This is a genomic window from Geobacter psychrophilus (assembly GCF_056821595.1).
The window spans coordinates 1,301,708-1,320,068 of the sequence record NZ_JBXDTU010000004.1 but is presented as its reverse complement, the minus strand read 5'-3'; the positions used below and the strand labels follow the sequence as shown (position 1 = coordinate 1,320,068).

Annotated in this window: 34 protein-coding genes; all 34 read right to left on the bottom strand. The window is 55.3% G+C overall.

What is annotated here, in order from left to right:
* Nucleotides 1–4: 4 nt before the first annotated feature.
* Complete coding sequence (locus ACOCF6_RS08505; protein ID WP_482459954.1) at nucleotides 5–427, bottom strand: hypothetical protein; 423 nt, start codon at nucleotides 425–427, stop codon at nucleotides 5–7.
* A 1-nt stretch (nucleotide 428) separates the two neighbouring features.
* A complete protein-coding gene (locus ACOCF6_RS08500; protein WP_482459953.1) occupies nucleotides 429–860 on the bottom strand; it encodes a phage protein Gp36 family protein in 432 nt (143 codons plus the stop codon).
* Between the two features lie 3 nt (nucleotides 861–863).
* Nucleotides 864–1,181 carry a hypothetical protein gene (locus tag ACOCF6_RS08495; RefSeq protein WP_482459952.1) on the bottom strand — a complete coding sequence of 106 codons (318 nt, stop codon included), beginning with the start codon at nucleotides 1,179–1,181 and terminating at the stop codon, nucleotides 864–866.
* Nucleotides 1,182–1,262: 81 nt separating this feature from the next.
* Nucleotides 1,263–2,192, bottom strand: coding sequence for a hypothetical protein (locus tag ACOCF6_RS08490; protein WP_482459951.1), 930 nt, complete (start codon nucleotides 2,190–2,192; stop codon nucleotides 1,263–1,265).
* A 33-nt stretch (nucleotides 2,193–2,225) separates the two neighbouring features.
* On the bottom strand, nucleotides 2,226–2,600 hold the full coding sequence (locus ACOCF6_RS08485; RefSeq protein WP_482459950.1) for a hypothetical protein: 375 nt from the start codon (nucleotides 2,598–2,600) through the stop codon (nucleotides 2,226–2,228).
* 2 nt (nucleotides 2,601–2,602) lie between these two features.
* Complete coding sequence (locus tag ACOCF6_RS08480) at nucleotides 2,603–3,718, bottom strand: hypothetical protein (RefSeq protein WP_482459949.1); 1,116 nt, start codon at nucleotides 3,716–3,718, stop codon at nucleotides 2,603–2,605.
* 352 nt (nucleotides 3,719–4,070) lie between these two features.
* Nucleotides 4,071–4,619: a phage virion morphogenesis protein gene (locus ACOCF6_RS08475; protein ID WP_482459948.1), complete on the bottom strand. Its 549-nt coding sequence runs from the start codon at nucleotides 4,617–4,619 to the stop codon at nucleotides 4,071–4,073.
* A 1-nt stretch (nucleotide 4,620) separates the two neighbouring features.
* Complete coding sequence (locus ACOCF6_RS08470) at nucleotides 4,621–5,433, bottom strand: phage head morphogenesis protein (RefSeq protein WP_482459947.1); 813 nt, start codon at nucleotides 5,431–5,433, stop codon at nucleotides 4,621–4,623.
* On the bottom strand, nucleotides 5,430–6,959 hold the full coding sequence (locus tag ACOCF6_RS08465) for a DUF935 domain-containing protein (protein ID WP_482459946.1): 1,530 nt from the start codon (nucleotides 6,957–6,959) through the stop codon (nucleotides 5,430–5,432). Before ACOCF6_RS08465 ends, ACOCF6_RS08470 begins: the two co-directional genes overlap by 4 nt.
* Nucleotides 6,960–8,645, bottom strand: a complete 1,686-nt coding sequence (locus ACOCF6_RS08460; RefSeq protein ID WP_482459945.1) for a terminase large subunit domain-containing protein — start codon at nucleotides 8,643–8,645, stop codon at nucleotides 6,960–6,962. It lies immediately after the preceding gene.
* On the bottom strand, nucleotides 8,626–9,228 hold the full coding sequence (locus ACOCF6_RS08455; RefSeq protein ID WP_482459944.1) for a phage protein Gp27 family protein: 603 nt from the start codon (nucleotides 9,226–9,228) through the stop codon (nucleotides 8,626–8,628). The genes ACOCF6_RS08460 and ACOCF6_RS08455 overlap by 20 nt, the downstream gene beginning before the upstream one ends.
* 2 nt (nucleotides 9,229–9,230) lie before the next feature.
* Nucleotides 9,231–9,533, bottom strand: a complete 303-nt coding sequence (locus ACOCF6_RS08450) for a VpaChn25_0724 family phage protein (RefSeq protein ID WP_482459943.1) — start codon at nucleotides 9,531–9,533, stop codon at nucleotides 9,231–9,233.
* A 1-nt stretch (nucleotide 9,534) separates the two neighbouring features.
* Entirely contained in the window at nucleotides 9,535–9,930 is a 396-nt protein-coding gene (locus ACOCF6_RS08445; RefSeq protein WP_482459942.1) for a hypothetical protein, read from the bottom strand.
* Nucleotides 9,931–10,155 carry a TraR/DksA C4-type zinc finger protein gene (locus ACOCF6_RS08440; protein WP_482459941.1) on the bottom strand — a complete coding sequence of 75 codons (225 nt, stop codon included), beginning with the start codon at nucleotides 10,153–10,155 and terminating at the stop codon, nucleotides 9,931–9,933.
* Complete coding sequence (locus tag ACOCF6_RS08435) at nucleotides 10,148–10,549, bottom strand: hypothetical protein (RefSeq protein WP_482459940.1); 402 nt, start codon at nucleotides 10,547–10,549, stop codon at nucleotides 10,148–10,150. Before ACOCF6_RS08435 ends, ACOCF6_RS08440 begins: the two co-directional genes overlap by 8 nt.
* Nucleotides 10,546–10,983, bottom strand: a complete 438-nt coding sequence (locus ACOCF6_RS08430) for a hypothetical protein (protein WP_482459939.1) — start codon at nucleotides 10,981–10,983, stop codon at nucleotides 10,546–10,548. The genes ACOCF6_RS08435 and ACOCF6_RS08430 overlap by 4 nt, the downstream gene beginning before the upstream one ends.
* Nucleotides 10,984–10,985: 2 nt before the next feature.
* Complete coding sequence (locus tag ACOCF6_RS08425) at nucleotides 10,986–11,507, bottom strand: N-acetylmuramoyl-L-alanine amidase (protein WP_482459938.1); 522 nt, start codon at nucleotides 11,505–11,507, stop codon at nucleotides 10,986–10,988.
* A gap of 289 nt (nucleotides 11,508–11,796) precedes the next feature.
* Nucleotides 11,797–11,922, bottom strand: coding sequence for a hypothetical protein (locus ACOCF6_RS08420; protein WP_482459937.1), 126 nt, complete (start codon nucleotides 11,920–11,922; stop codon nucleotides 11,797–11,799).
* Nucleotides 11,923–11,984: 62 nt separating this feature from the next.
* Entirely contained in the window at nucleotides 11,985–12,425 is a 441-nt protein-coding gene (locus tag ACOCF6_RS08415) for a helix-turn-helix domain-containing protein (protein WP_482459936.1), read from the bottom strand.
* Nucleotides 12,409–12,828 carry a DUF7694 domain-containing protein gene (locus ACOCF6_RS08410; RefSeq protein ID WP_482459935.1) on the bottom strand — a complete coding sequence of 140 codons (420 nt, stop codon included), beginning with the start codon at nucleotides 12,826–12,828 and terminating at the stop codon, nucleotides 12,409–12,411. The genes ACOCF6_RS08415 and ACOCF6_RS08410 overlap by 17 nt, the downstream gene beginning before the upstream one ends.
* Nucleotides 12,829–12,853: 25 nt before the next feature.
* Entirely contained in the window at nucleotides 12,854–13,285 is a 432-nt protein-coding gene (locus ACOCF6_RS08405) for a hypothetical protein (RefSeq protein ID WP_482459934.1), read from the bottom strand.
* Nucleotides 13,286–13,341: 56 nt separating this feature from the next.
* Complete coding sequence (locus tag ACOCF6_RS08400; protein WP_482459933.1) at nucleotides 13,342–13,869, bottom strand: hypothetical protein; 528 nt, start codon at nucleotides 13,867–13,869, stop codon at nucleotides 13,342–13,344.
* On the bottom strand, nucleotides 13,866–14,375 hold the full coding sequence (locus tag ACOCF6_RS08395; RefSeq protein WP_482459932.1) for a phage protein GemA/Gp16 family protein: 510 nt from the start codon (nucleotides 14,373–14,375) through the stop codon (nucleotides 13,866–13,868). Before ACOCF6_RS08395 ends, ACOCF6_RS08400 begins: the two co-directional genes overlap by 4 nt.
* A gap of 44 nt (nucleotides 14,376–14,419) precedes the next feature.
* The gene (locus tag ACOCF6_RS08390) at nucleotides 14,420–14,875 is read right to left on the bottom strand and encodes a hypothetical protein (RefSeq protein WP_482459931.1); all 456 of its coding nucleotides are present in this window, start codon (nucleotides 14,873–14,875) and stop codon (nucleotides 14,420–14,422) included.
* Entirely contained in the window at nucleotides 14,872–15,099 is a 228-nt protein-coding gene (locus ACOCF6_RS08385) for a hypothetical protein (RefSeq protein ID WP_482459930.1), read from the bottom strand. The genes ACOCF6_RS08390 and ACOCF6_RS08385 overlap by 4 nt, the downstream gene beginning before the upstream one ends.
* Before the next feature lies 1 nt (nucleotide 15,100).
* A complete protein-coding gene (locus ACOCF6_RS08380) occupies nucleotides 15,101–15,442 on the bottom strand; it encodes a hypothetical protein (protein ID WP_482459929.1) in 342 nt (113 codons plus the stop codon).
* Nucleotides 15,439–15,828: a hypothetical protein gene (locus ACOCF6_RS08375; protein WP_482459928.1), complete on the bottom strand. Its 390-nt coding sequence runs from the start codon at nucleotides 15,826–15,828 to the stop codon at nucleotides 15,439–15,441. The genes ACOCF6_RS08380 and ACOCF6_RS08375 overlap by 4 nt, the downstream gene beginning before the upstream one ends.
* On the bottom strand, nucleotides 15,828–16,106 hold the full coding sequence (locus ACOCF6_RS08370) for a hypothetical protein (RefSeq protein WP_482459927.1): 279 nt from the start codon (nucleotides 16,104–16,106) through the stop codon (nucleotides 15,828–15,830). Before ACOCF6_RS08370 ends, ACOCF6_RS08375 begins: the two co-directional genes overlap by 1 nt.
* Nucleotides 16,107–16,382: 276 nt before the next feature.
* Entirely contained in the window at nucleotides 16,383–16,589 is a 207-nt protein-coding gene (locus tag ACOCF6_RS08365; protein ID WP_482459926.1) for a hypothetical protein, read from the bottom strand.
* 115 nt (nucleotides 16,590–16,704) lie between these two features.
* Entirely contained in the window at nucleotides 16,705–16,866 is a 162-nt protein-coding gene (locus ACOCF6_RS08360; RefSeq protein WP_482459925.1) for a hypothetical protein, read from the bottom strand.
* Between the two features lie 12 nt (nucleotides 16,867–16,878).
* A complete protein-coding gene (locus ACOCF6_RS08355; protein ID WP_482459924.1) occupies nucleotides 16,879–17,721 on the bottom strand; it encodes a DUF3164 family protein in 843 nt (280 codons plus the stop codon).
* The gene (locus ACOCF6_RS08350; RefSeq protein ID WP_482459923.1) at nucleotides 17,718–17,924 is read right to left on the bottom strand and encodes a hypothetical protein; all 207 of its coding nucleotides are present in this window, start codon (nucleotides 17,922–17,924) and stop codon (nucleotides 17,718–17,720) included. Before ACOCF6_RS08350 ends, ACOCF6_RS08355 begins: the two co-directional genes overlap by 4 nt.
* Entirely contained in the window at nucleotides 17,921–18,112 is a 192-nt protein-coding gene (locus ACOCF6_RS08345; RefSeq protein ID WP_482459922.1) for a hypothetical protein, read from the bottom strand. The genes ACOCF6_RS08350 and ACOCF6_RS08345 overlap by 4 nt, the downstream gene beginning before the upstream one ends.
* Entirely contained in the window at nucleotides 18,109–18,267 is a 159-nt protein-coding gene (locus ACOCF6_RS08340) for a hypothetical protein (protein ID WP_482459921.1), read from the bottom strand. The genes ACOCF6_RS08345 and ACOCF6_RS08340 overlap by 4 nt, the downstream gene beginning before the upstream one ends.
* Between the last annotated feature and the right edge of the window lie 94 nt (nucleotides 18,268–18,361).

Sequence of the window (18,361 nt, the reverse complement as noted above, 5' to 3'; positions counted from 1 at the left end):
CTCCTTATTCTACTACTATCGGGTTATAGAGCCGGGTGCGGTAGATGTGTGTGTATTCGATCATGCCGTCACTGTCATCGTAATCGGTACAGCGACGGGACACGCAGGCGAAAGGCTCGATGTCGGTGAGCCCCAGTACCTTACCTCTGATTTTTGCCCGAACCAGGTCATTGAGGGCATAGGCATCGAAGGCTGCCAGATCTTCGCTGGCCAGGTTCTGGTTCTGTATGATCACCTTGAAGTCAACATGGTCGACGGGGCGGGGCTTGCTGCCGGTATCGTCATCACCATCCCAGATCACGAAACAGGCCGGGTAGCAGATCATATCCGGCAGGGCCTTGCGCCCGGCGCTCTGGATCATGGCCCAGCAGTTGAGGGTGGTGAGTACCTGCAGGAGCGTGTCCTCTATCTGGCCAACGGTCGGCATATCAGAATCCCGCCAGATTTGTATCCGAAAAAACACGGTCCGGTGTTGTGCAGACAATCTTGGAAGATGAGGACTGTATTGTGGCACCGACCGGTGTAACACCGATATCCAGCTTGTCATCACGGATATCGTTCAGATCCTTCAGCGCTTTGGAATACTGCTTGTCGATCGCTTCGGGCATGGACAGGCGCTTTTTGAGGTTATACAAATACCATCGGGCAATGGCCGCCGCAGCCAGACGCACCATATCGGGCGGATCATCCACCACACCGGGGAACCTTGTTCCCAGTCGCGCCCTGACCTCCATATCGGCAGATGCGATAGCCTTGTCCACCTCGGCCATGACAATGACCGTTGGGGGGACCTGTGAATCGGTGAGCTGGATCAACTCCCTGTCGCTCAGTCCTATGTCGGCCAGAGTGCAACTGGGCATGGGTTAACCTGCCAGTTCTGTTTTGCGGGCGGCGGCAGCAGCGACAACAGTAGCCCGCTTGTCTGAACCTAAAATAGCATCGACAGCGTCGGTAGTGGCGGCGAGCTGGATCTGCTCGATAAGCTCGGCGGCGGGAAGCGGCTTGGCGGATGAAGCTTGTGTGGCGGCGTTGCCGGTTGCGTTGCCGGTTGCCTCGCCGATCGCACCGGCGGTCTTCAATGGCCCGGCTGTAGCTTCATCCAGATTGATAGTTTCACCTGGTTCGTATCGCCGGTCGAACAGCACCGGGGAAAGGACAGGATATGTTTTGAGATCTTCCATATGAGCATTCCTTTCTGACAATGAATTAAAATTAAGGGGCCAGCCCGTAGTAGTGGGCGGGGTGACCCGCCCCTACGTGAATTATGCTACGGCGTTTTGGATGAAATAACCCAGATCCGGGGCGACAATCTTTTCCTTGACCGATTCGCCGACTCGCAACCGGGTGCCACCGTGGAGACCGATATTCTTATCCTCCCAGGATCCGGCCACTCGGCCGCGCCACTGCACGGTATAGCCAAAGGCCATACGCTGTCTGGTAGTGGCGAGCTTGTCGCGGTACGTGAGGGAGATATGCTTGCCCCATACCCGCGACAGAGCTACGGCTTGACCTTTCTTGGCCGAGTTGAGGAACGCTTCACCGACCAGGACCTCTTCCAGTTCGAAGAGCGCTGCGAGCTGTTGCCTGTTTACAATGCCGGCATCGGTGTTATTGCCGAAGATCGCTTTGCAGATTTTGGGATGACGGGAAAGTACCGAGAATGCCAGTCGGCCGATGGTCAGGGTATTCGGCCGCAGAATGCATGTATCCAGACCGGCCTGAATGACGCCGATGGGGTCAGAGTTGGCGAAGTCTGAAAACTGTGTGACGCCGGCCAAGGTAACCTTGTTGGTTGCGCTGTAGGTATTAGGGTTGAAGACGACACCGGCTGTACGGATCTCGCGGTCAAGCAATATCAGGTCGGTAGTACCCTCCGTAGCCCGGCCGACCGGATCATAGTTTGGAGGGGCGTTATCGATATCGGACTGCGGAATCGGATCTTCCAAGCCGTAATCGTCGGTCTGATCGGTCTTTTCGGTGGCCGAGAACTCCACCTCGTTAACCTTGCCTTTGCGGCCTACTTTTGTGTCAGGTACGGTGAAACCATCGGCCAGATTGTATTCCAGGTATTTGAACTCCTGGGTGCCGACAGCAATACGGGGCAACACGTCATCGGCGATCAGCTTGGGGTTGCGGTAGCCGATGGCGATGGCGGTCAATTCAGGTTGAATAGGAAATGGGGCATTTGGCATGAGTTTAAACCTCCGTTAAATGTGTAGTTAAAATTATCCCTGGATACGGCCGGGGTAGATGAGACAAGAGCCGATATCGCCCAGCACACCGGAAACGAGTGCGCGGCCAATAACATTATTATTGGCGCCTGCGGCAGGCGCAGCCGTAACAGCCCGACCGGTGGCATCCGAGGTCAGCCAGTCGCCTCGGGTAACTGCACCTCCGTATTCGACATCAGCGATATCGGAATGGATAATATCCGCCCGCTTGTTAATATCGCCGGCAATCGAACCGTTAATGCCGGTGAGCGCATCGTTGACACCGGCGGCCGGAACGACATTACCGTCGGCGGTTCCGGGCTTAACAATGCGGTAGGCGGCAACAGCCGCCTCTGCCAAGTAGGTCTTGATCAGTCCTGGATTGGGCATGACTACTTACCTCCCTTTTTGACGTGGTTTACCGCATCGGTCATACTCACGGTGCGGCCGGCCTTTGATTCGGAGTCCTGGAACTCGACCGCTTTTTGTGAGAGTACTTCGGCGCTCATGCCGTTGATTGACACGTCACCAACTTTGTCCTTGGTGACGTGTTCTCCAAACTGGATCACTTCAGGCAGTGCCATCAGCTGAGCCTTGTAAACATCCAGGGCAGGCTTGCTGGTCTTGTTGTCACCTTCGCCGAACTCGACAGGATCGGCACTCGCCAGGGTCATCATGTGACGGATGGTGGCATCTCGTGATCCCTCGTTAACGCGTTTCTGCATTTCGGGGGTCATCAGGAATTCCTTAAACTCCCTCTGCAGGACTGACTCGCGTTCCGTGGCCTGCCCCTGTTTTAGTTCGGCGATCTGGGTTTCCAGACCCTTGCGGGTTTTGCCCATCGCCTCGTTGAACTGCAACGTTACTGCTGTCACCGCTTTGGCGACAAGATCCTGTACCTCTTCAAGCTTCATACTCTCCTCCTTGTTGGGTTCGTTGAACATTGGACTGCTTATGGCTTCCGGCTCGGGTAGCGTCTGTAAATCCTGGACCTGCCAGGACGGGAGTATGCTGTCTGCTTTGGTTACGCCCAGGGTCTCTACCAGATAGTCGCGGAGATTAGAGAGCAACCTACCCACTCCGACCATTTTCCAGTCACTGAATTCAATGACCATGGGTTGCTGATTTCCATCGGCAAAGGCAATATCTGCCAACCCCTTTACCGCCGGGGGCATGCCGCCCAGAAAACCGATATGGCGCAAGGTCAGATCGGGATAAAGGCTGATCGAGCGCTTTTTGTAGGTACCGGCCTTGACCAGCTCTTCGAACTCGGGCATGACGTCCTTGAGCTTGGCATAGAGCAGCTTGCCTTCACGCTTGAGCGACTCGATCCAGCCGAACGCGGGGGAATTGCTCTCCGGGTGACCGACAACAATGGGAGCCTCATGCTCGCCGCCGTTGTACTGCTGTACGATCTTGTCCAGATCCTGCTCGGTCCAGTCGCGGGTATTGCCGGCGCTGTCGGTTTGGCGTCCGGTTCTGAACATCTCAATCCATTTTCCTGTCATGGTGTTTCCCTTTCTCCAGGGAGTAGCGAATTTGAAGTGGCTGGGTGTATGCGAGATGGGATACTACTGGATGGGATTGGTTGAGTGGTTTAAAGCGGCTTTAAAACAGAAAGCCCCTCTCCGGGGTTTGGAGAAGGGCTGAGTAATTTCGTTTTTTGCCTTATGACACGGCAGGTAATTTATGTCAAGGGAGACGATCAAAACAAGAAATTGGATTTTAGAGGCGGAGTGGCGTTTTGAAACCGTCTTAAAACCGTCTTTAAATTTTGCTGTGTGGGGCGAACGGGATTGACTGCGGGGGTCACAGCGTCTTGGCAAGCTGCAGACGCTTACGGGGCGATTTTAGCGCTTTCTATGGTTTGCCCGTCAAGTGCTCTGCCAGGGCCGCCTCAATTTCCCGCCAGTCTTCAGGCTGGACCATCAGGAACTCACGCTTGGGCATGGTGATGGTGTAGGCCTTGCCGGCCACCTTCATGCCGAACCTGGCCTGGCTCGGCCTGGCAAATCGCATGGGGCTGTTTTTCTTGCGGCCGTCCTTGGGTTTGAAATGCAGCACCCGCTCCCTGGCCGGAATGTTGATGGTGCCACCCAGCTGGTGGATGCGGGCATAGACAAGATTGGTGCCGATCTCAACCGAAGTACTGCCGGCCCTGGATACGATCGCCTTGCGCAATCTGCCGCTTTTTGTCAGCGTCTGGCCACCTTCCTTCAAAGCCCGTTTGCTTTTCTTCCAGGGAGTGGGCCTCCCTTCACTTTCAAAGTTTTTGACAACCGAGGTCCGCACGGTCTCGCCGATGATCCGCATGGCCGGGGTCAGGTCATTCGATCGTTGGCTCAGTTCTACAAACAGCGCCTTTACCGGTTCATCCTGTATGTTGAGCCTGATAGTAAAACCGGCCATATTATGCCTCCAGGTCTTTCAACAGCTTCCAGCTGATCTCTTTCGGCATCGAACTGGCTGCATCTTTGGCTACAGCCAGGGCATGCCCGATGGGATCCTTGCCGGGGTTGTATGCCCAGCCGGGATCGATGCCCTCGGGGACGTACAATGTTTTGCCGGTTTTCGGGTTTGTCCAGGGGCGCAGGTTTTCCGCCGGCATGTCGGAAACACGCAGGCCGTCCCGTGCGATTTCACGCATGGACATGGAGACGACGGTACAGCGGCAATTCCAGCCGTTGGGCGGATAATGGGTATCCCACCAGGGAGAGTCGGCAGGGAGAACCATGCCATGCCAGATACGGTGCATGGGGCGAGTGTGGCCATCCATTACGGCAGAGTAGCGCCAGAAGGGCCGGGCCTTGAGTACGTCCGGGTCGGTCTGGGCCTTGTAGTGACCAACCTGGAGCGAGGTCTGGATATTGACATTAAAGATGGTTTTAAGGCGGTATTGACTGCCCAGCTGAACGGTGCGCAGTTCGCCAGTAGCCGTGTCGAGCGCCTCCTGCCTGCCCCACCAGCCTTTACGCTTCAGCAGCGGAACAAGATCCGCCTTGAATTGCTCGAAGGTGGTCCCGTTCTTCATGGCCTGGTCCAGGGCAGTGAAGATATCGACCAGGATATCTGCCTTGGTGACCTTGGCTACGGTGAAGGCCCTGGCATGTTCCTCCTGCCACATCTCGGCCCAGTCCCAAGTGAACTGCATACCCTTGGCATTAAACCAGGCGATGGCCTGCTCTGGCGGCAGGGGGGCAATGTCGAGCACATCATTGATCATGGGGTGCTGTCGATGCGCCCGGCGACCTGGGCCGAGAAACAGGCTTGTGCCAGTATCTCGGCCAGGGCGGTTTCATCCATGGCATCGTATGCCGTGGCCAGGCGCGCCTGTGCCTCTTCAAAGGAGGTGGCACCCTGGATGATGTCTACCACCTGGTGAAGCATACCGTCCATAGCCGCTGTAGTCTGATCGATGGCGGCTTTCTTCAGCCCCTCTATACTCTGTTGGGCCGGGGTAAATTTGGGAGCGGCCGGGTCGGCAAAAGCGACCCCACCCAATAACCCTTTAGCAGGTGGAGGGCTTGGTGCATCCTCAATATCCCCGTCCTCCAGGTTATATTCCCGCAGGAAGTAATCCCGCGTCAGCTTCAATCCGGAACGATTCAGCGATTCAGTCAAATCCTTATCCCGCACGGCCTGTTTGCCATCAACCTCTTCTTCCTCCCACAGGCCGAAACGGGGCGCGCCATCGGAGCTGCCCCAGTTGACCTCACAGATCCAGTCGATCAGTTGGTTCAGCGTTTCCTCAACCAGCGATTTATCCGAATCGCGCAGATCGTCGCGGACATCACCGGAGACATCCTTGCCACCCAGCGAGCCGGCGACCGATTCACCGGCCCCGGCATGACCGAGCCAGACGGTTGATATGGCATTGTTGGCTTCGGCGATAATATCCTTGTACAGGGCCGATGTGGCACCCTTGGTACCCGATTCCTTAAACTCGATGGAACTATCATCGGGGATAACGGCACAGGCATCGGAGATCATGCGGGTCAGATTATCCAACAGATCACCGACCTGATCGGGTGTAGCACTACGTGGCAGCTTGCCGACAGGCCAGACCTGCCCGTATTTCTCACTGAACTGTATCCAGAATCTCCAGCCACCCTTTTTAAAGGTGACCGGCCAGAAACAGCGGGAGAGCAGTCCCAGGCCATAGGGATTCTCGTAGTTCGATTCATTGGTCGGACAAATGAACTTCCGTGGCGGCAGTTCCTCGCCGTCCATCAGGTGATCACGCGAGCGGAAGCGCAGTTCGTTGCTCTGTCCGTAGACAAACCAGCGTTGTGGTTTCAGTACCAGGTCAAACGGAACATTGATGCCGTCGCGCTGCCCCCAGATGATCTCCAGGGGCGCATAGCCGAATGATCGGGCCTGGAGAATCTCGCCGATAATCCGGTTGAGCGGCAGCTTGTCGAAAACCGCTTTGACCGCCTTGGCCTGGCGGCTCTTGTTGGATTTGCCTTTGTCGATCTGCCAGTCGAGCGCCAGGGTGGCGTTAAAGCGATTGGTCATGCTGCCCGATACGCGGTCATCAATACGCAGGTCGTTGTAGACATGGATGTCCTTGCCCTGGGCTTTCAGTACCGGGTCGGGGTTGGGCAGGTACATGTTGCCGATGGCGTAGTAATCGATGCTGCGCGAGCGGACCGCGATTTCTGCGCTGATCGATGCAGGGTCGCTCGTACTCGTATTATCGGAAAAACGCATGAAGGTGCCGTCGGGGAGGTAGAGGCCGTTTGTCATTTAGTTGTACCCCGCAAGAATGTCTTTTGCTCTGCCGCTGCTGAAACCGGCGAAGTTGCCCTGGGAGACGGCCGGGCTTTTTGATGCCACCCAGGCGTCACTGACCACCGTGCCTCGCGCCTCAACTGCCAGGGCTTTGGCCCAGAAGTGATCGGCATGGCCGATCTTCTCATCGCGGTCGGCATCAAAGCGAAAGTTGCCGGCTGCTGTGGCAATCTTTTTGACCGTGTGCAGACTCAGTCGGATTGTGGTGTCGGTCGGTATGGCATCCCGACGATCCTGGAAGCTCCGCTTGATACCAATAGCCAAGGCCTCTTTACTGGCGTTGGTAAAGGTGACCCCTTCGGCTTTGGCTCCGAACATGGTCACGGCCTCCTCGCCCAGTTGAGCGCCGAGGCCGGTCTGGTCGATGCAACAACGGCGCATCCTGGGATGCTTGAGGATGGCGAACAGGACCAGCTTTTGAACACCAAAGGGCTGCTTTGTGAGGTTGGCAACGCCACGGCAACGGGCGGTCTCACCTACCATCTCATCCAGCCAGATCAGGGACATGTCGCGGTGGCGGGCTACGTCGAACCCGGCATACAGGTCGCCGCTGATCAGCGACTTGTCCAGGATGTGACCGACCTCAAAACCAACCGGAGGACGCTCGACGGTCTTCCATTGTTCGTGATAGATCACTGCCTCGGAAATGAGTTCATCCAGCCAGGCCGGTGAGGCATCAAGGCGGACGTCCTCTACGGTCTCGATCAAGTCATAGGGGAGCCAGGCGGTTGATTCGTCGATGAACTCGCACAGGTATTCCTGATGCCAGGCTTCGTCATCGGCCAGGCCGAGGCGCAGGTATTCCGGGTCCGTGGTGACGTTAAAATCATCATCGTAGAGTTCCAGTCCCATCTCCACGGCGTCGTAGATGGTGACCTTATGCTTGGACCAGCCGCCCTTATCTCCAACGTGGCGATACTCCATGCCGTCCCAGATCTGGAGCGTCAGGCCGGTCCACAGCTCGTAGAACTTGTTTTTCTTGCCGAGCGGCGTGCTGATGACGCGGATCTTGTAACCACGGGTAATAGAGGGATACAGCGCCGTCCAGATTGCGCGGGAATCCTTGTGGAGCGCAAATTCATCCAGCAAGATGTTGGCGGAATGACCACGGGCGGTGGCCGGATTGGCGGGCAGTCCGATGATGCGGCTGCCGTTTGGAAAGATGATCTCCAGCTGCTTGTACTCAGTCCGGACGTCGTTATCATCCTTGAAGGTGTCGGAGATTTCCAGAACCATCAGGTTCATGGCCTTGGCATGCATGGCGGCCTTGGCCATCAGCTCTTTGGATTGACGCTCGCCGGCGCTGAGGAATACCCAGGTGGTCTTACGCTTGAAGCAGTCGATGACCGCCTCCAGGGCGGTACCGAAGGATTTGCCGCCCTGCCTCGACATCATGCCTATTTTAAGACGGGAGTCATCCTGTACCCAGCGCTGCTGGTAAAGGGTCAACGGGATCAGAGGGCCAGCGATCGTGGCGACGCTGGACGGTGCGACGGCATCTCCGGTGGGGATGTGCGTGGGAGTACCTGCCGTGTCGGGCTGTTGGTTGGCCAGGGCGATAGCCGGGCTGCTCAACCAGACCAGAATGGTTATCGCCAGGGACAGCAGCAGGATATGTATGTTATTTCGGCCTAAGACCATAGAGCACCGTGGTGACGTAATCGAGAGTTTGGGGATCATATTGGAAGTTCCCACCAATGGGGGCCTTGGATGTGGCTTCTTTGATTGCGTCGGCCGCTTCCTGGAGCGCCTTCTCGCGTTCCTGTTTGCGAATCACGTCCTCACGCTTGACGTTGTTGGTTGTAGCGGACTCCAAGCGCTGCACTGCCAAGGCCAGGCTCTTGACCTGGTCAATGGTGGCGGACATGGTTTCCGGGTTTTCCAGATCAGCGTCCAGCAGCTTCTCAGACAATTCACAGGCCATGGTGCGCAGGATCTCGTTGATCGCCAGGCCGGTTTGACCCTGGGGCGCGGCACCAACCTTGGCAATGAACATTTCCCCGATTTCGCGGGTCTGTTTGATACGATCATTGATGCGCTTCCAGCGCTGGGCAGCCCGGCCCACAGCGGACTTGCTCAATCGGTCCTCGTGCCCTTCCTCCGCTAATATTTCGTTGATCCGGGCGGTGGCGTCCAGGATCGAGACGCGGGGATCCTGGAGCAGCATCTGCAGCTGCAGGCGGATATCATCCGGCATCTTGTCTACTGTCGAAGGGGTAGACACCGTCAACCTCTGGGGCCGGGGCGCTGTACACCCGGCACTGAAGCGGCCCCACTGGCTATGTCAAGACCTCGCTCGGTAATGGTTACGCGTTGAGCCCCGGAATCACCCAGGGGAACCAGGGTGACCAACGCCTGATCTGCCAACCAGGCCAGCTCTGTCCGGACACGATCACGGCTGAGTTTTTGACCCCACTTGTCCAGGACCATCTGCAGCACGCTGTCGTTGCTGGTATAGCCGTTGGTATCCTTCAGCTCGCGCAGGATGATCAGGCGGATGTTTTCGGTAATGGCATCGCGGAAACTCATGTTATTTGCCTCCATTCAATAAATGCTGATTGATTAACTCCATGGAGTTGGCCAGGCCCTTGACGCCGCCACACAGTTCACGGATGTCGCCATGCAACTGATCCAGCCGGACAAACAGGTCCTTGTCATTGCTCTCCATTCGCTGATGGTTGCCGCAGGTCAGCTTTTGGGCGAATTCATATCTCATGGCTGAAAAGGCATTGGTCACTTCTTGCCTGTGCGTAGACAGATCGGTCGCGGCCTCCGAAGCCTTTTTCTCGGCTGATGCCGTGCGGGACTCCAGGGCGTTTATCTGGCGGTTCAGCAGCCATTTAATGGCACCCAAAAGGAATCCGGTCCATCCGAGTAACAGGCTGATCGCCAGAACGACCATCGGCAGTGTCAGGGTGAAATTCATTTACAACGCCCTCCAGTGTTTGTGGATTTCAGATGCTTCCTGGCATGTGATACAGCGGCGGCAGCCGGGCCTAGCCCGCCGCCGCTCTTCTGGTATTTCGTCGTGACACGTAATGCATTCATCGCTGGTGTTGTCATCCGGCTCACGGTTACGCGTCTGCTCATTCAGGGCATCTACCCGAAACTGTTCGGTGATGTCCTGAACGAACTCCATATCATCAGGCATAAACTGTTGACTCCATCAGATTCTCCACCGGGTTCTTCCCTGCCCAGAAGGCGGGGCCACCGAACAGATGCACTGCCTGGTAATATCCTGCAGCACGGTTTCTCCGCAGACGTTTCAATATCCACCAGCCCCCGGCCGCATCGATCAACCGCAGGCAATTGTTGAGCAGCACGCGATCGGCTTCATCCTTGTCCGCCAGGGTGGATCCAGCGGCATACATCCAATCATGAATGTTGCAGGCCTCGTGTATATCCAGTCCCCAGATTGTGTCCGGAACCAGGTCGATCTTCCATCCTCCGGGACCGCAGCCATTGACGATGCGGGCGATTACTTCCGGAGAGGCGCTGATGTAACCGGGAGGGGCATACAGATCATTGCGATTGGACGGGCTCATGCACCAGGACCTCCCAAAGAGGCCGCTTCAGCAGGGACCGGAGCGGGGGAAATAGCGGATAATACCGAAGCCGCTTCAGAGACTGCCGTCAAAACAGCCTGGGCCTGGCCGGCCTGCTGTTGAATAGCCTGAAAGTGATCGGTGATTGTCAATGCCTGGGGCACGACTATCGCGGCGGCCTGGATCAGCTGCTCGGCTTTGGCGGCCTCCGGAGCTGTGGTCCCGGTTGAATCCGTACCCAGGGCGTGTACGCCGCTGGCTGCGAATGAGGCGGCCATTGGGGCACCGACGTTGATCGGCACGACACCGGTGGCCATGCCGTAACAGGCGGCCCCAGCGGCTGCCAGCTGGACAACACCTTTTGCGGATGATGCCGGATCAGCGGCCACGTTGCGAAAAAAGTTCCTGAAAAAACTTCCGAGTTTGCTCAACATGATTACGCCTCCTTTGGTGTGAAGATGTTCTTGGGATCGGGGGTCATATCTGCCTTGAACCAGCTGGGGACATCGAAGTTGGGGCAGGTTTTGCCCTGGGCGATAGCGGTATCGAACTGATAATGACCCATGACACGGGCATTGAGATGATGGGCGCTGGCCTTGATGTCGGCCTGTAACTGCTCGACCAGTTTTTTCAGGCTGGCCCACTGTTGGAGGGTGTAGGCGGTCTTACCGACCATACAGATTCCCAGGCTCTGGCTATTGTGGCCGAGCACGTGAGAACCGATTTCATCAACATGGCGGCCGGTGTGAACGCTGCCGTCGACGTAGATCACGAAGTGGTAGCCGATGCTGGTCAGGCTGGTATTGAAGCTCTTATTGATCCGCCAGTGCGGCACACGATGCCACCCGTTATCACGATGCCAGGAGTCGATATCCGCGACCGTTTGCGGTCGGCCGTTGGGAGTGTCTGCGCAGTGAACTACGATGTTATTGATTTGGCGTTGCGGGATTGGCGGCATACTATCCTCCTGAGATGGACCGGGGCGGGGTTGGGAGGGCGTTACCCTCCCTGGAGCATGGGCTACCTCCCGCCTGGAGTCGGTGTTGTGCCGCCGGTCGAAGATTGGAATTGCATCAGGTGGGGATAGTACGGGATGGATGGTAAAGGGTGGTTTAAAGCGGCTTTAAAACAGGAAAGCCCCTCCGGGGGTGGAGGGGCTTTGGGTGATTTGGATTGATTTGGGCCTTATATCGCGATGGGGTTAGAATGTCAATAACGGAGAAGCCATACTGCAATTAAATGAAATATCATTTAAACTTAGCAGCTTCATCCCGTTCAGCAACATATTCCTGGAATTTCGGCATATTATATTTTACGAGAATTCCAACTATAATTAATAATGTGATTAATAAAGCAGCGAAGCACTTTTTCATGGGTTAATCTCCTCAAAATTATATGGATTTATGTACCACCAGGAGAATAAATATTCAAGGAGTTAACCCCATACCCGCTTGAATGTTGATCTACGCAGATAGGTTTTCGCGGTCGTATCGTATTCAGCATTCTCTGGCGCTAATGCAAGATAGGTCTTGATGTCAGTGCTCGCCTGTGGGGTCGAGATCCCAAAATAGTCAATCAGTGCACCTCTGTTTAGCGTGCCGTATTGATGCAGCAAGAAGTCGATCAGGCGCAAGCGCTGCTCTACCGCATAGGTGAGCTTGCCGATCTTCGCGCCTGGAGCCCCGTTGATGATGTACTCCATAGTCGTGTTCAGTTCCTGGACCATGCGCAACAACAGCTCAAAGGAAGGATTTCTTTTGTTGCTCTCGATCTGACTAATAAACGCAGTGGAGACATCCAAGCTGGTTGCTAACTCGGATTGAGTAAGACAGGCCGCTTTTCTTCTTTCTGCAATTCTGTTACCCATTGTTTCCATTATGCGCATCCTTTTCCCATCCTACAACCGGGGCCGGTAGTATCCAAAAATGCCGCATGTTGGCGACATTCACTATATCCTTGTCTGGTGGCAGCACCTCAACGGCGTAGCTGTTAGAACGGCATATTTGCCGTTTTACCTCCATCAGCTCATCCCATGACAAGTTTTGCTCCCATTCACCGTTCTCATCAATTGAAGTCCGACAGACTGAAACGCGCAGAATACGATTACCCTCGTTAAAAACCTGTACCAGATAACGATTGCTTAACCAGACTTCAGTCATATTTTCGAGTTTACCGCTTTCCGGCCACTGTTCTTGTGGTAACGCCTGGAGCCGAGCCGGCCGCTTGCGGTTTTCTTTTTCCATCTCTTTTCTCATCAATTTCATGTTTGATCGTTTCATTCGGTGCCCTCTCACAAAAGTGATGTTATCTGGTTCTTTTGATCGCTTCGGTCACCTGTTGTTCCGCCTCATCTGACCAGTATTTGTAATCAGCCGCGAAACGCTTGTAGTACCGATGATTGACTGGAGTTGCATTTTTGAGTTCACCCCAAAATTTAGCGTAGCCCCTCGCTCTCAGTGATAAATCATCAGGGACGCCCTCAAAATTAAAAAGGAGTTCATAGACAATCGCATCTTGTATTTCCGGACAGCTGTTGTAGTAATCAGAGTTGATAATCATTCGCAGCTTTTTCATTGATTGTGACGTGGTAATATCCGCGCCCATAGCTGCAACAGTAGATGCCATTTCAATCTTGGCTTCCAAGTCAGCCTTTTCGATCTCCGACATAGCAGCTGCTCCGCCAGATAACAAACAGATGCAGCTCACCAAAATTATTGCCGTTGTCAACTTTTTCATGTGTATCTCCTTTTTATGTTTTCTCCACCAAAGTAGAGGGGCTGAACTGTCAGCCGTTATCCAAACGGCAGCATCGGCTGATCCCGCTTGTCCTTGCGTTGTTGAATGGCCTTGTTGATCTGGTAAGCGCGGGCCACTGTTATCCCGTTTGTAAGGGCCAAACTCTCCATCTGGGCTGGGGTATTGGCCTTGCTCCAGATGGAGAGATCACGCTGCAGCAGATCGAGACCTTTGATCTTGGTTATGTATTTGCCCCGGTAATCGACTCGCACGACCCTGACGATCTCAGCAATCACAGCCTCATGACAGTGCGCCCCTGGAGCTATCTCGGCGAGTATGGCAAGGGCACGATCGCGCAGCAGGTCGAAGCGGTTGACCTCTTTGGAGTCGCCGTTATGCCGCTCGACCAGAATCACACCGCCCCAGGTGCTGCGGATCCACTCGGTGATCAGCAGACCGGTGTGCTCGGCACCAGCATGCGGCATGCCATGTTCCTCCAGGACGTTGGTGACCTTGTCCCAGATATCAGCCAGGGGACCGCTACGGTAGTACTCGCGGTATATGTCGAGATCGATGCGTTTCATTTTGCTCCCGAGAGGTCCCAGTCTTCTTTTTTAGCCTTCTTGGTGAGGGCGGTGATGATCTTGTAGAGGTTTTCAGTGGCAACCCACTGCACCTTATCTGCCAGGCGCATCTGCTTGGCGATGGCATCGGCGTAGCTCCAGGAGAGTTTCCCGATCGTCAGCAGCGCCTCGATCTTGCCCAGTTGCTCATCGCGGGACGCACCCGGTCGGTCCATGTTCTTCGGACGTCCTGGGTAATCCTTCTTGCGTCTGGGCTGCCATACCGGGCGCGGTTCTTCCCCGGCCAGGCTTGACAGTCGGTCAATCAGTTCCTGCCGCTCAGACGGCTTCAGCGCCTTTGAGGAGTCAACACGCCCTTTGCTGATATCGTGAATCAGGTCGCGGTAGTTGTCGTCACTGTAGCCGGGGGTCTTCTCCATGACCTTGTTTTTGAGAACATGAATGCGCGGGCGATCGATATCCCACTGCTCGGCGTCAGTGCGTTTTTTATAGGGTTTGAAAGCCATGGTTTAAGTCCTTTGCGGATAATGTTGGTGATCGATCATACGGATCATTTCAGCTTCTCCATGATTTTCTCGAAAGCCTCAACCCCTTTGGCGTGTGATTCGTCGCTGATCGGCGCTTCGGTTGCGGCAGGCTCTGTACGTTTCATCCTGGTTGGGAGCACAGCCATAAGCTCGACCGGTTGCGGCCACTTTTTGCTTTTGAGCAGCAGCTGGACAAAGCCGTGTCTGATCCGCTCGGCATCCTGATCGGCATTCAGGCCGTATCCGATGGTATCTGCCCACAGCTCGGCGGTCATGGCGACCAGCTCGGCGGCCGGTGCACCGTCCAGGCGCAGCAGTAACAATTTCTGGAATCCCCGGCTGATCTCTTCGCACAGCCAGTGATCGGGGCGTTCTGTATTGGCATCCCTCCAGGCGGTCAGTGACTGCATGCCCTGGACTGTTTTGGGGATGTAGGCCCCCGTGCGGGCGGGGAAGCCCTGGACGGTCAGCTGATTCATCGGCGATGCTCCCTGACGTCTAAGGCATGCATTTTCCCGTAAAGGGCTGCAAAGCGCGGGTCATTGGCTGACCATTGTTCCCGCAGCAGTTTCTCTTCTACGGCTGCGGTCAAGAAGTCCTGAATGGTGCGATCGCCGAGGGTAGTGGCAACGGTTTGTTTTACCTGGTCGGAGACCCTGCAGCTGAGTATGTTGTATTTCGGGTGGTCTTTTTTACGTCCCATGTCAGACGGCCCTCCCTTGCTTTGATTCGATTTCATTTATGATCGGCTCTCCGGTAACCAGATTCAGGCCGCGTGCCGCCCTGGTGCGACAACGCTGACAGCGACCGGTGAATTTAAGGGGGCCTCTGCCGCAACCGGGGCACGTCCTGGGCTGCTTCCATGATCCTGTCGGAGGTTTGGCCTTGGCCTTCGTTCCTGACACAACCACAACCGGCTCAGCAGGTAGATCTGCTATGGTTCGCCTGGGCATATTGTCCCGGCCACACAGGGTGCAGACATGGGCTTCCGTATCTATCGACAGACGCCGTAACTGCATAAGTCCACCGCATTTGCCGCACTTCATGACGCCTCCGGTGCCAGCTCAACACTGGCGTTGTTCTTGATCAGGTGGGCCTTGAGGGAGTGGAAGGAGGACCACTCAGCAGAAAAAGAGATGCGTGTTTCGTTTGGATCGATATTCAGGCTCTTCAGCGATCTTTTGCTGAAACCTTTGGTTATCTTCTTTTTCCAGACCAGGTGCTTAATAGGCCGGAAGAAACGGCGACGTTCTTCGCAATCCTCCAGCATCCAGGCACCTTTAAAAACGCCATTAACATAGATGATGCTGGAAAGTTTCCGTTTATAGAGACCTGTCTCAATGGTGATCTCAAATCCATCACACAACAGCGATACCCTGCCGTAAGGGCTTTGCATGGAGCGGTCTACCTTGTCCCAGTCTTCTTTTGTCATCACTCTTCCTCTTTTTCGACATGATCTGCGGGGATCAGTTTGCCTTTGTATTTTTTCGCACATGCCGCGTCGACGCGATCATTGAGCCCGGCTTTTAATTCCCGATCGCGTTGGAACATCTCGCGGATCCGCGTGGCCAACTCGGCCGGGATGCCCCTTTTTCCGGCCTCATAATCCTCGTATGTCCGGCGGTTCATCGGCGGGCACCCTGGCGGTACCAGGGTTGCCCGCATGTCTCTCGGGTCAAACAGCATCTGCTGGCGGATCCATCTCAACATTTGGCTGCACATAAACTGCGTGCGTTTTTGCCGTTTTTTAGTTTTTTTGGTATCGTTTTTCACTCGTTTTGCCTCGGTCACAGTCGCCGATCGATCGCCACACACTCTACCCGCCCCGGTATGATCATTGCCTCTGATCCTGCTCTGATGATCCGATGCTCTGACTCTTTCCGCTGCCAGGCGAAGCCGCAACCAGGGCACTGAAACTGGCCGGGTGGCAATTCTCCGTTGATCAGGGTCCGGCAAAACAGGTCTAGTTCCGCTGAGTGACCACATTTACAGCTGATCGACACCCAACCCATGTGGTACCTCCTTTTCAAGCTTACTGATCCTGCGCTTGACATAAAGAGCCCGCGTCTTGTGCCCGCATGCCAGGCACTTGGTGTGCAGGTTTTTCAGCATGGCTATGTCATCGACTGATGACAGCGATATGATGCAATCATCAACGCTCGTGTTCATAAGGCTTTCGGCTGTGTAGGCCATCACACCACCTCCCGCTTGCAGGTCTGCTGGCCGTTACAATGCTTGGTACAGGTGCGGCAGCATTCGCCGCAGGCATTGGCGGCACGACAGGTCAGGCATGTGATCTCATCTGGCATCACTTCACCTCCATATGCTTTTTATCGAATTGCTCGTAGACCCGGACGCGCATCGGATTGCCGTTTGCGTCCGAGGTTGGCATGTCGTCAGGCAGTACGCTCAGAAGGGCTTTCAGATCGCTGACGTTCTCAACAGGGATGTCTAAGATAAGCTGAGCCATAATCCATCCCCCCTACAACGCCGCGATGTGCAGCGGTACAGCGACGTATTCATCACCCGGGTTGTCACGCTTATAAAGTCTGATCTGCTTCTTGCTGGAGATAACCTCTATGGCGTCGTCAATGATCTTCATGCCCTCGTTCCAGAGCGGATTATTGAATTTGAAGGTACGCAGCCGCAGTACTTCCGCGACCCGCAATTTACCGTCGACCTTCGTATAGGCGGCCATCAACATTGTTTTCAAGTCATTGGCCTCTTCGGGGTAGATCTCGACAGCCTCCAGCATTTTCTGCTTGGCTACCTCTATCTCCGGTCCGAAGTCGATGGTGTGCTGAATCCCCACAACCAGCTTGAAGCGCTTGTCGAAGGTGGTGAACTGCATGTTGCCCTCGGAACCGCCTCGCTTGGTAGCATAGGAGTCGAACAGGAGATCCACAAACGTCGTGATATCCTCGAAGGTGTGCTGCTTGAAACGACACAGCTGGGCGCTTACGTGTAGCCAGATGCAGGCGATGCTCAGTACCATGTCGTGCTCCAGCAGGGTCTTTTCCTTGATGTTCTTGATCTGGACCAGATCGCCGGAACCGTTTTCCATGCGACCGTTGACGACCTGGGGATGTGAGGCCTCGTAACTCAACCGGTCCTGGCGTTTGAGGGCATAGCCAACTTCACCGGTGGATGCGGCACGTTCGGTGACTTCACCCCAGGTGACTGATTTCAGATCAGCGGTCGTATATTTCGGACGGTTAAAATCGTTGTTCATGGCGATCAGCGCATCATCGGCCGCGTCTTTTGCCGCTTTGCCGGTTGGGTGGTACTCCATGCCCTGATGGGCGCTGTAGCTGTAAAAATTCATGGTTTCTTGACTCCTTTTGTTTTTGGTTGGTTTTCACGGATCATCTGATCCGTTCGTTCGTTGTAGTATCTGGCAGCGGTTTCATGTTTCAGCGCCAGGGACAGGATGTAGCGATCATCTAAAGTGTGCGTCCTGGCGGCCCATCCGATCACGGCCCCGATTAGCAGGGCATTGACGATGGTAAGTAAGCCACGGGCGGTCATGCGGCCTCCAGGGTGGACATACGGGCTGCAAAATTGCCCTTGCAATCCGGACAGTCATAATAATTGTGATCAGGCCCGGCGTACTCCTCGCACGCCCAGGCTGGGCCAAAGCCCCGGATCTCTCCGGCAGCGTTGGCATCCATGGCGCGATCGAGGGCGCGATAGGCGGTCTGCGCGATCGGGTTCATCGTGCGTACTCCAGAGCCCGGTTCATGGCCCGCTTGCGCAACCGGAATTTGAACAACTCCAGTCGAATGATGGTGATGGTGGAGAGCGGTCGGATCCGGAGCAGGGTCGCTGCCAGTCGCTCCATGCGGATTCGTTTCAGTATGCGGGTAATCATGGTTGTCGTGCTCCTTTCGTGTCTGCTTTGGCATTGGCCTCGCGGCCGCTCTGCAGAGAGACCAGCAGAACAGGTTGCCAACTGCGAAGAGGGT

Bases quoted from the DNA above. Each gene is read 5' to 3' on its own strand.
- ACOCF6_RS08485 (WP_482459950.1), bottom strand. From the start codon at position 2,600: ATGCCCAATCCAGGACTGATCAAGACCTACTTGGCAGAGGCGGCTGTT.
- ACOCF6_RS08505 (WP_482459954.1), bottom strand. From the start codon at position 427: ATGCCGACCGTTGGCCAGATAGAGGACACGCTCCTGCAGGTACTCACC.
- ACOCF6_RS08345 (WP_482459922.1), bottom strand. From the start codon at position 18,112: ATGAACCCGATCGCGCAGACCGCCTATCGCGCCCTCGATCGCGCCATG.
- ACOCF6_RS08445 (WP_482459942.1), bottom strand. From the start codon at position 9,930: ATGAATTTCACCCTGACACTGCCGATGGTCGTTCTGGCGATCAGCCTG.
- ACOCF6_RS08480 (WP_482459949.1), bottom strand. From the start codon at position 3,718: ATGACAGGAAAATGGATTGAGATGTTCAGAACCGGACGCCAAACCGAC.
- ACOCF6_RS08380 (WP_482459929.1), bottom strand. From the start codon at position 15,442: ATGAAGTGCGGCAAATGCGGTGGACTTATGCAGTTACGGCGTCTGTCG.
- ACOCF6_RS08390 (WP_482459931.1), bottom strand. From the start codon at position 14,875: ATGAATCAGCTGACCGTCCAGGGCTTCCCCGCCCGCACGGGGGCCTAC.
- ACOCF6_RS08370 (WP_482459927.1), bottom strand. From the start codon at position 16,106: ATGTTGAGATGGATCCGCCAGCAGATGCTGTTTGACCCGAGAGACATG.
- ACOCF6_RS08360 (WP_482459925.1), bottom strand. From the start codon at position 16,866: ATGGCTCAGCTTATCTTAGACATCCCTGTTGAGAACGTCAGCGATCTG.
- ACOCF6_RS08420 (WP_482459937.1), bottom strand. From the start codon at position 11,922: ATGAAAAAGTGCTTCGCTGCTTTATTAATCACATTATTAATTATAGTT.
- ACOCF6_RS08475 (WP_482459948.1), bottom strand. From the start codon at position 4,619: ATGGCCGGTTTTACTATCAGGCTCAACATACAGGATGAACCGGTAAAG.
- ACOCF6_RS08405 (WP_482459934.1), bottom strand. From the start codon at position 13,285: ATGAAAAAGTTGACAACGGCAATAATTTTGGTGAGCTGCATCTGTTTG.
- ACOCF6_RS08385 (WP_482459930.1), bottom strand. From the start codon at position 15,099: ATGGGACGTAAAAAAGACCACCCGAAATACAACATACTCAGCTGCAGG.
- ACOCF6_RS08495 (WP_482459952.1), bottom strand. From the start codon at position 1,181: ATGGAAGATCTCAAAACATATCCTGTCCTTTCCCCGGTGCTGTTCGAC.
- ACOCF6_RS08470 (WP_482459947.1), bottom strand. From the start codon at position 5,433: ATGATCAATGATGTGCTCGACATTGCCCCCCTGCCGCCAGAGCAGGCC.
- ACOCF6_RS08490 (WP_482459951.1), bottom strand. From the start codon at position 2,192: ATGCCAAATGCCCCATTTCCTATTCAACCTGAATTGACCGCCATCGCC.
- ACOCF6_RS08340 (WP_482459921.1), bottom strand. From the start codon at position 18,267: ATGATTACCCGCATACTGAAACGAATCCGCATGGAGCGACTGGCAGCG.
- ACOCF6_RS08435 (WP_482459940.1), bottom strand. From the start codon at position 10,549: ATGAGCCCGTCCAATCGCAATGATCTGTATGCCCCTCCCGGTTACATC.
- ACOCF6_RS08355 (WP_482459924.1), bottom strand. From the start codon at position 17,721: ATGAATTTTTACAGCTACAGCGCCCATCAGGGCATGGAGTACCACCCA.
- ACOCF6_RS08500 (WP_482459953.1), bottom strand. From the start codon at position 860: ATGCCCAGTTGCACTCTGGCCGACATAGGACTGAGCGACAGGGAGTTG.
- ACOCF6_RS08400 (WP_482459933.1), bottom strand. From the start codon at position 13,869: ATGAAACGCATCGATCTCGACATATACCGCGAGTACTACCGTAGCGGT.
- ACOCF6_RS08430 (WP_482459939.1), bottom strand. From the start codon at position 10,983: ATGTTGAGCAAACTCGGAAGTTTTTTCAGGAACTTTTTTCGCAACGTG.
- ACOCF6_RS08410 (WP_482459935.1), bottom strand. From the start codon at position 12,828: ATGAAACGATCAAACATGAAATTGATGAGAAAAGAGATGGAAAAAGAA.
- ACOCF6_RS08450 (WP_482459943.1), bottom strand. From the start codon at position 9,533: ATGAGTTTCCGCGATGCCATTACCGAAAACATCCGCCTGATCATCCTG.
- ACOCF6_RS08395 (WP_482459932.1), bottom strand. From the start codon at position 14,375: ATGGCTTTCAAACCCTATAAAAAACGCACTGACGCCGAGCAGTGGGAT.
- ACOCF6_RS08425 (WP_482459938.1), bottom strand. From the start codon at position 11,507: ATGCCGCCAATCCCGCAACGCCAAATCAATAACATCGTAGTTCACTGC.
- ACOCF6_RS08375 (WP_482459928.1), bottom strand. From the start codon at position 15,828: ATGACAAAAGAAGACTGGGACAAGGTAGACCGCTCCATGCAAAGCCCT.
- ACOCF6_RS08365 (WP_482459926.1), bottom strand. From the start codon at position 16,589: ATGGCCTACACAGCCGAAAGCCTTATGAACACGAGCGTTGATGATTGC.
- ACOCF6_RS08460 (WP_482459945.1), bottom strand. From the start codon at position 8,645: ATGGTCTTAGGCCGAAATAACATACATATCCTGCTGCTGTCCCTGGCG.
- ACOCF6_RS08350 (WP_482459923.1), bottom strand. From the start codon at position 17,924: ATGACCGCCCGTGGCTTACTTACCATCGTCAATGCCCTGCTAATCGGG.
- ACOCF6_RS08415 (WP_482459936.1), bottom strand. From the start codon at position 12,425: ATGGAAACAATGGGTAACAGAATTGCAGAAAGAAGAAAAGCGGCCTGT.
- ACOCF6_RS08465 (WP_482459946.1), bottom strand. From the start codon at position 6,959: ATGACAAACGGCCTCTACCTCCCCGACGGCACCTTCATGCGTTTTTCC.
- ACOCF6_RS08440 (WP_482459941.1), bottom strand. From the start codon at position 10,155: ATGCCTGATGATATGGAGTTCGTTCAGGACATCACCGAACAGTTTCGG.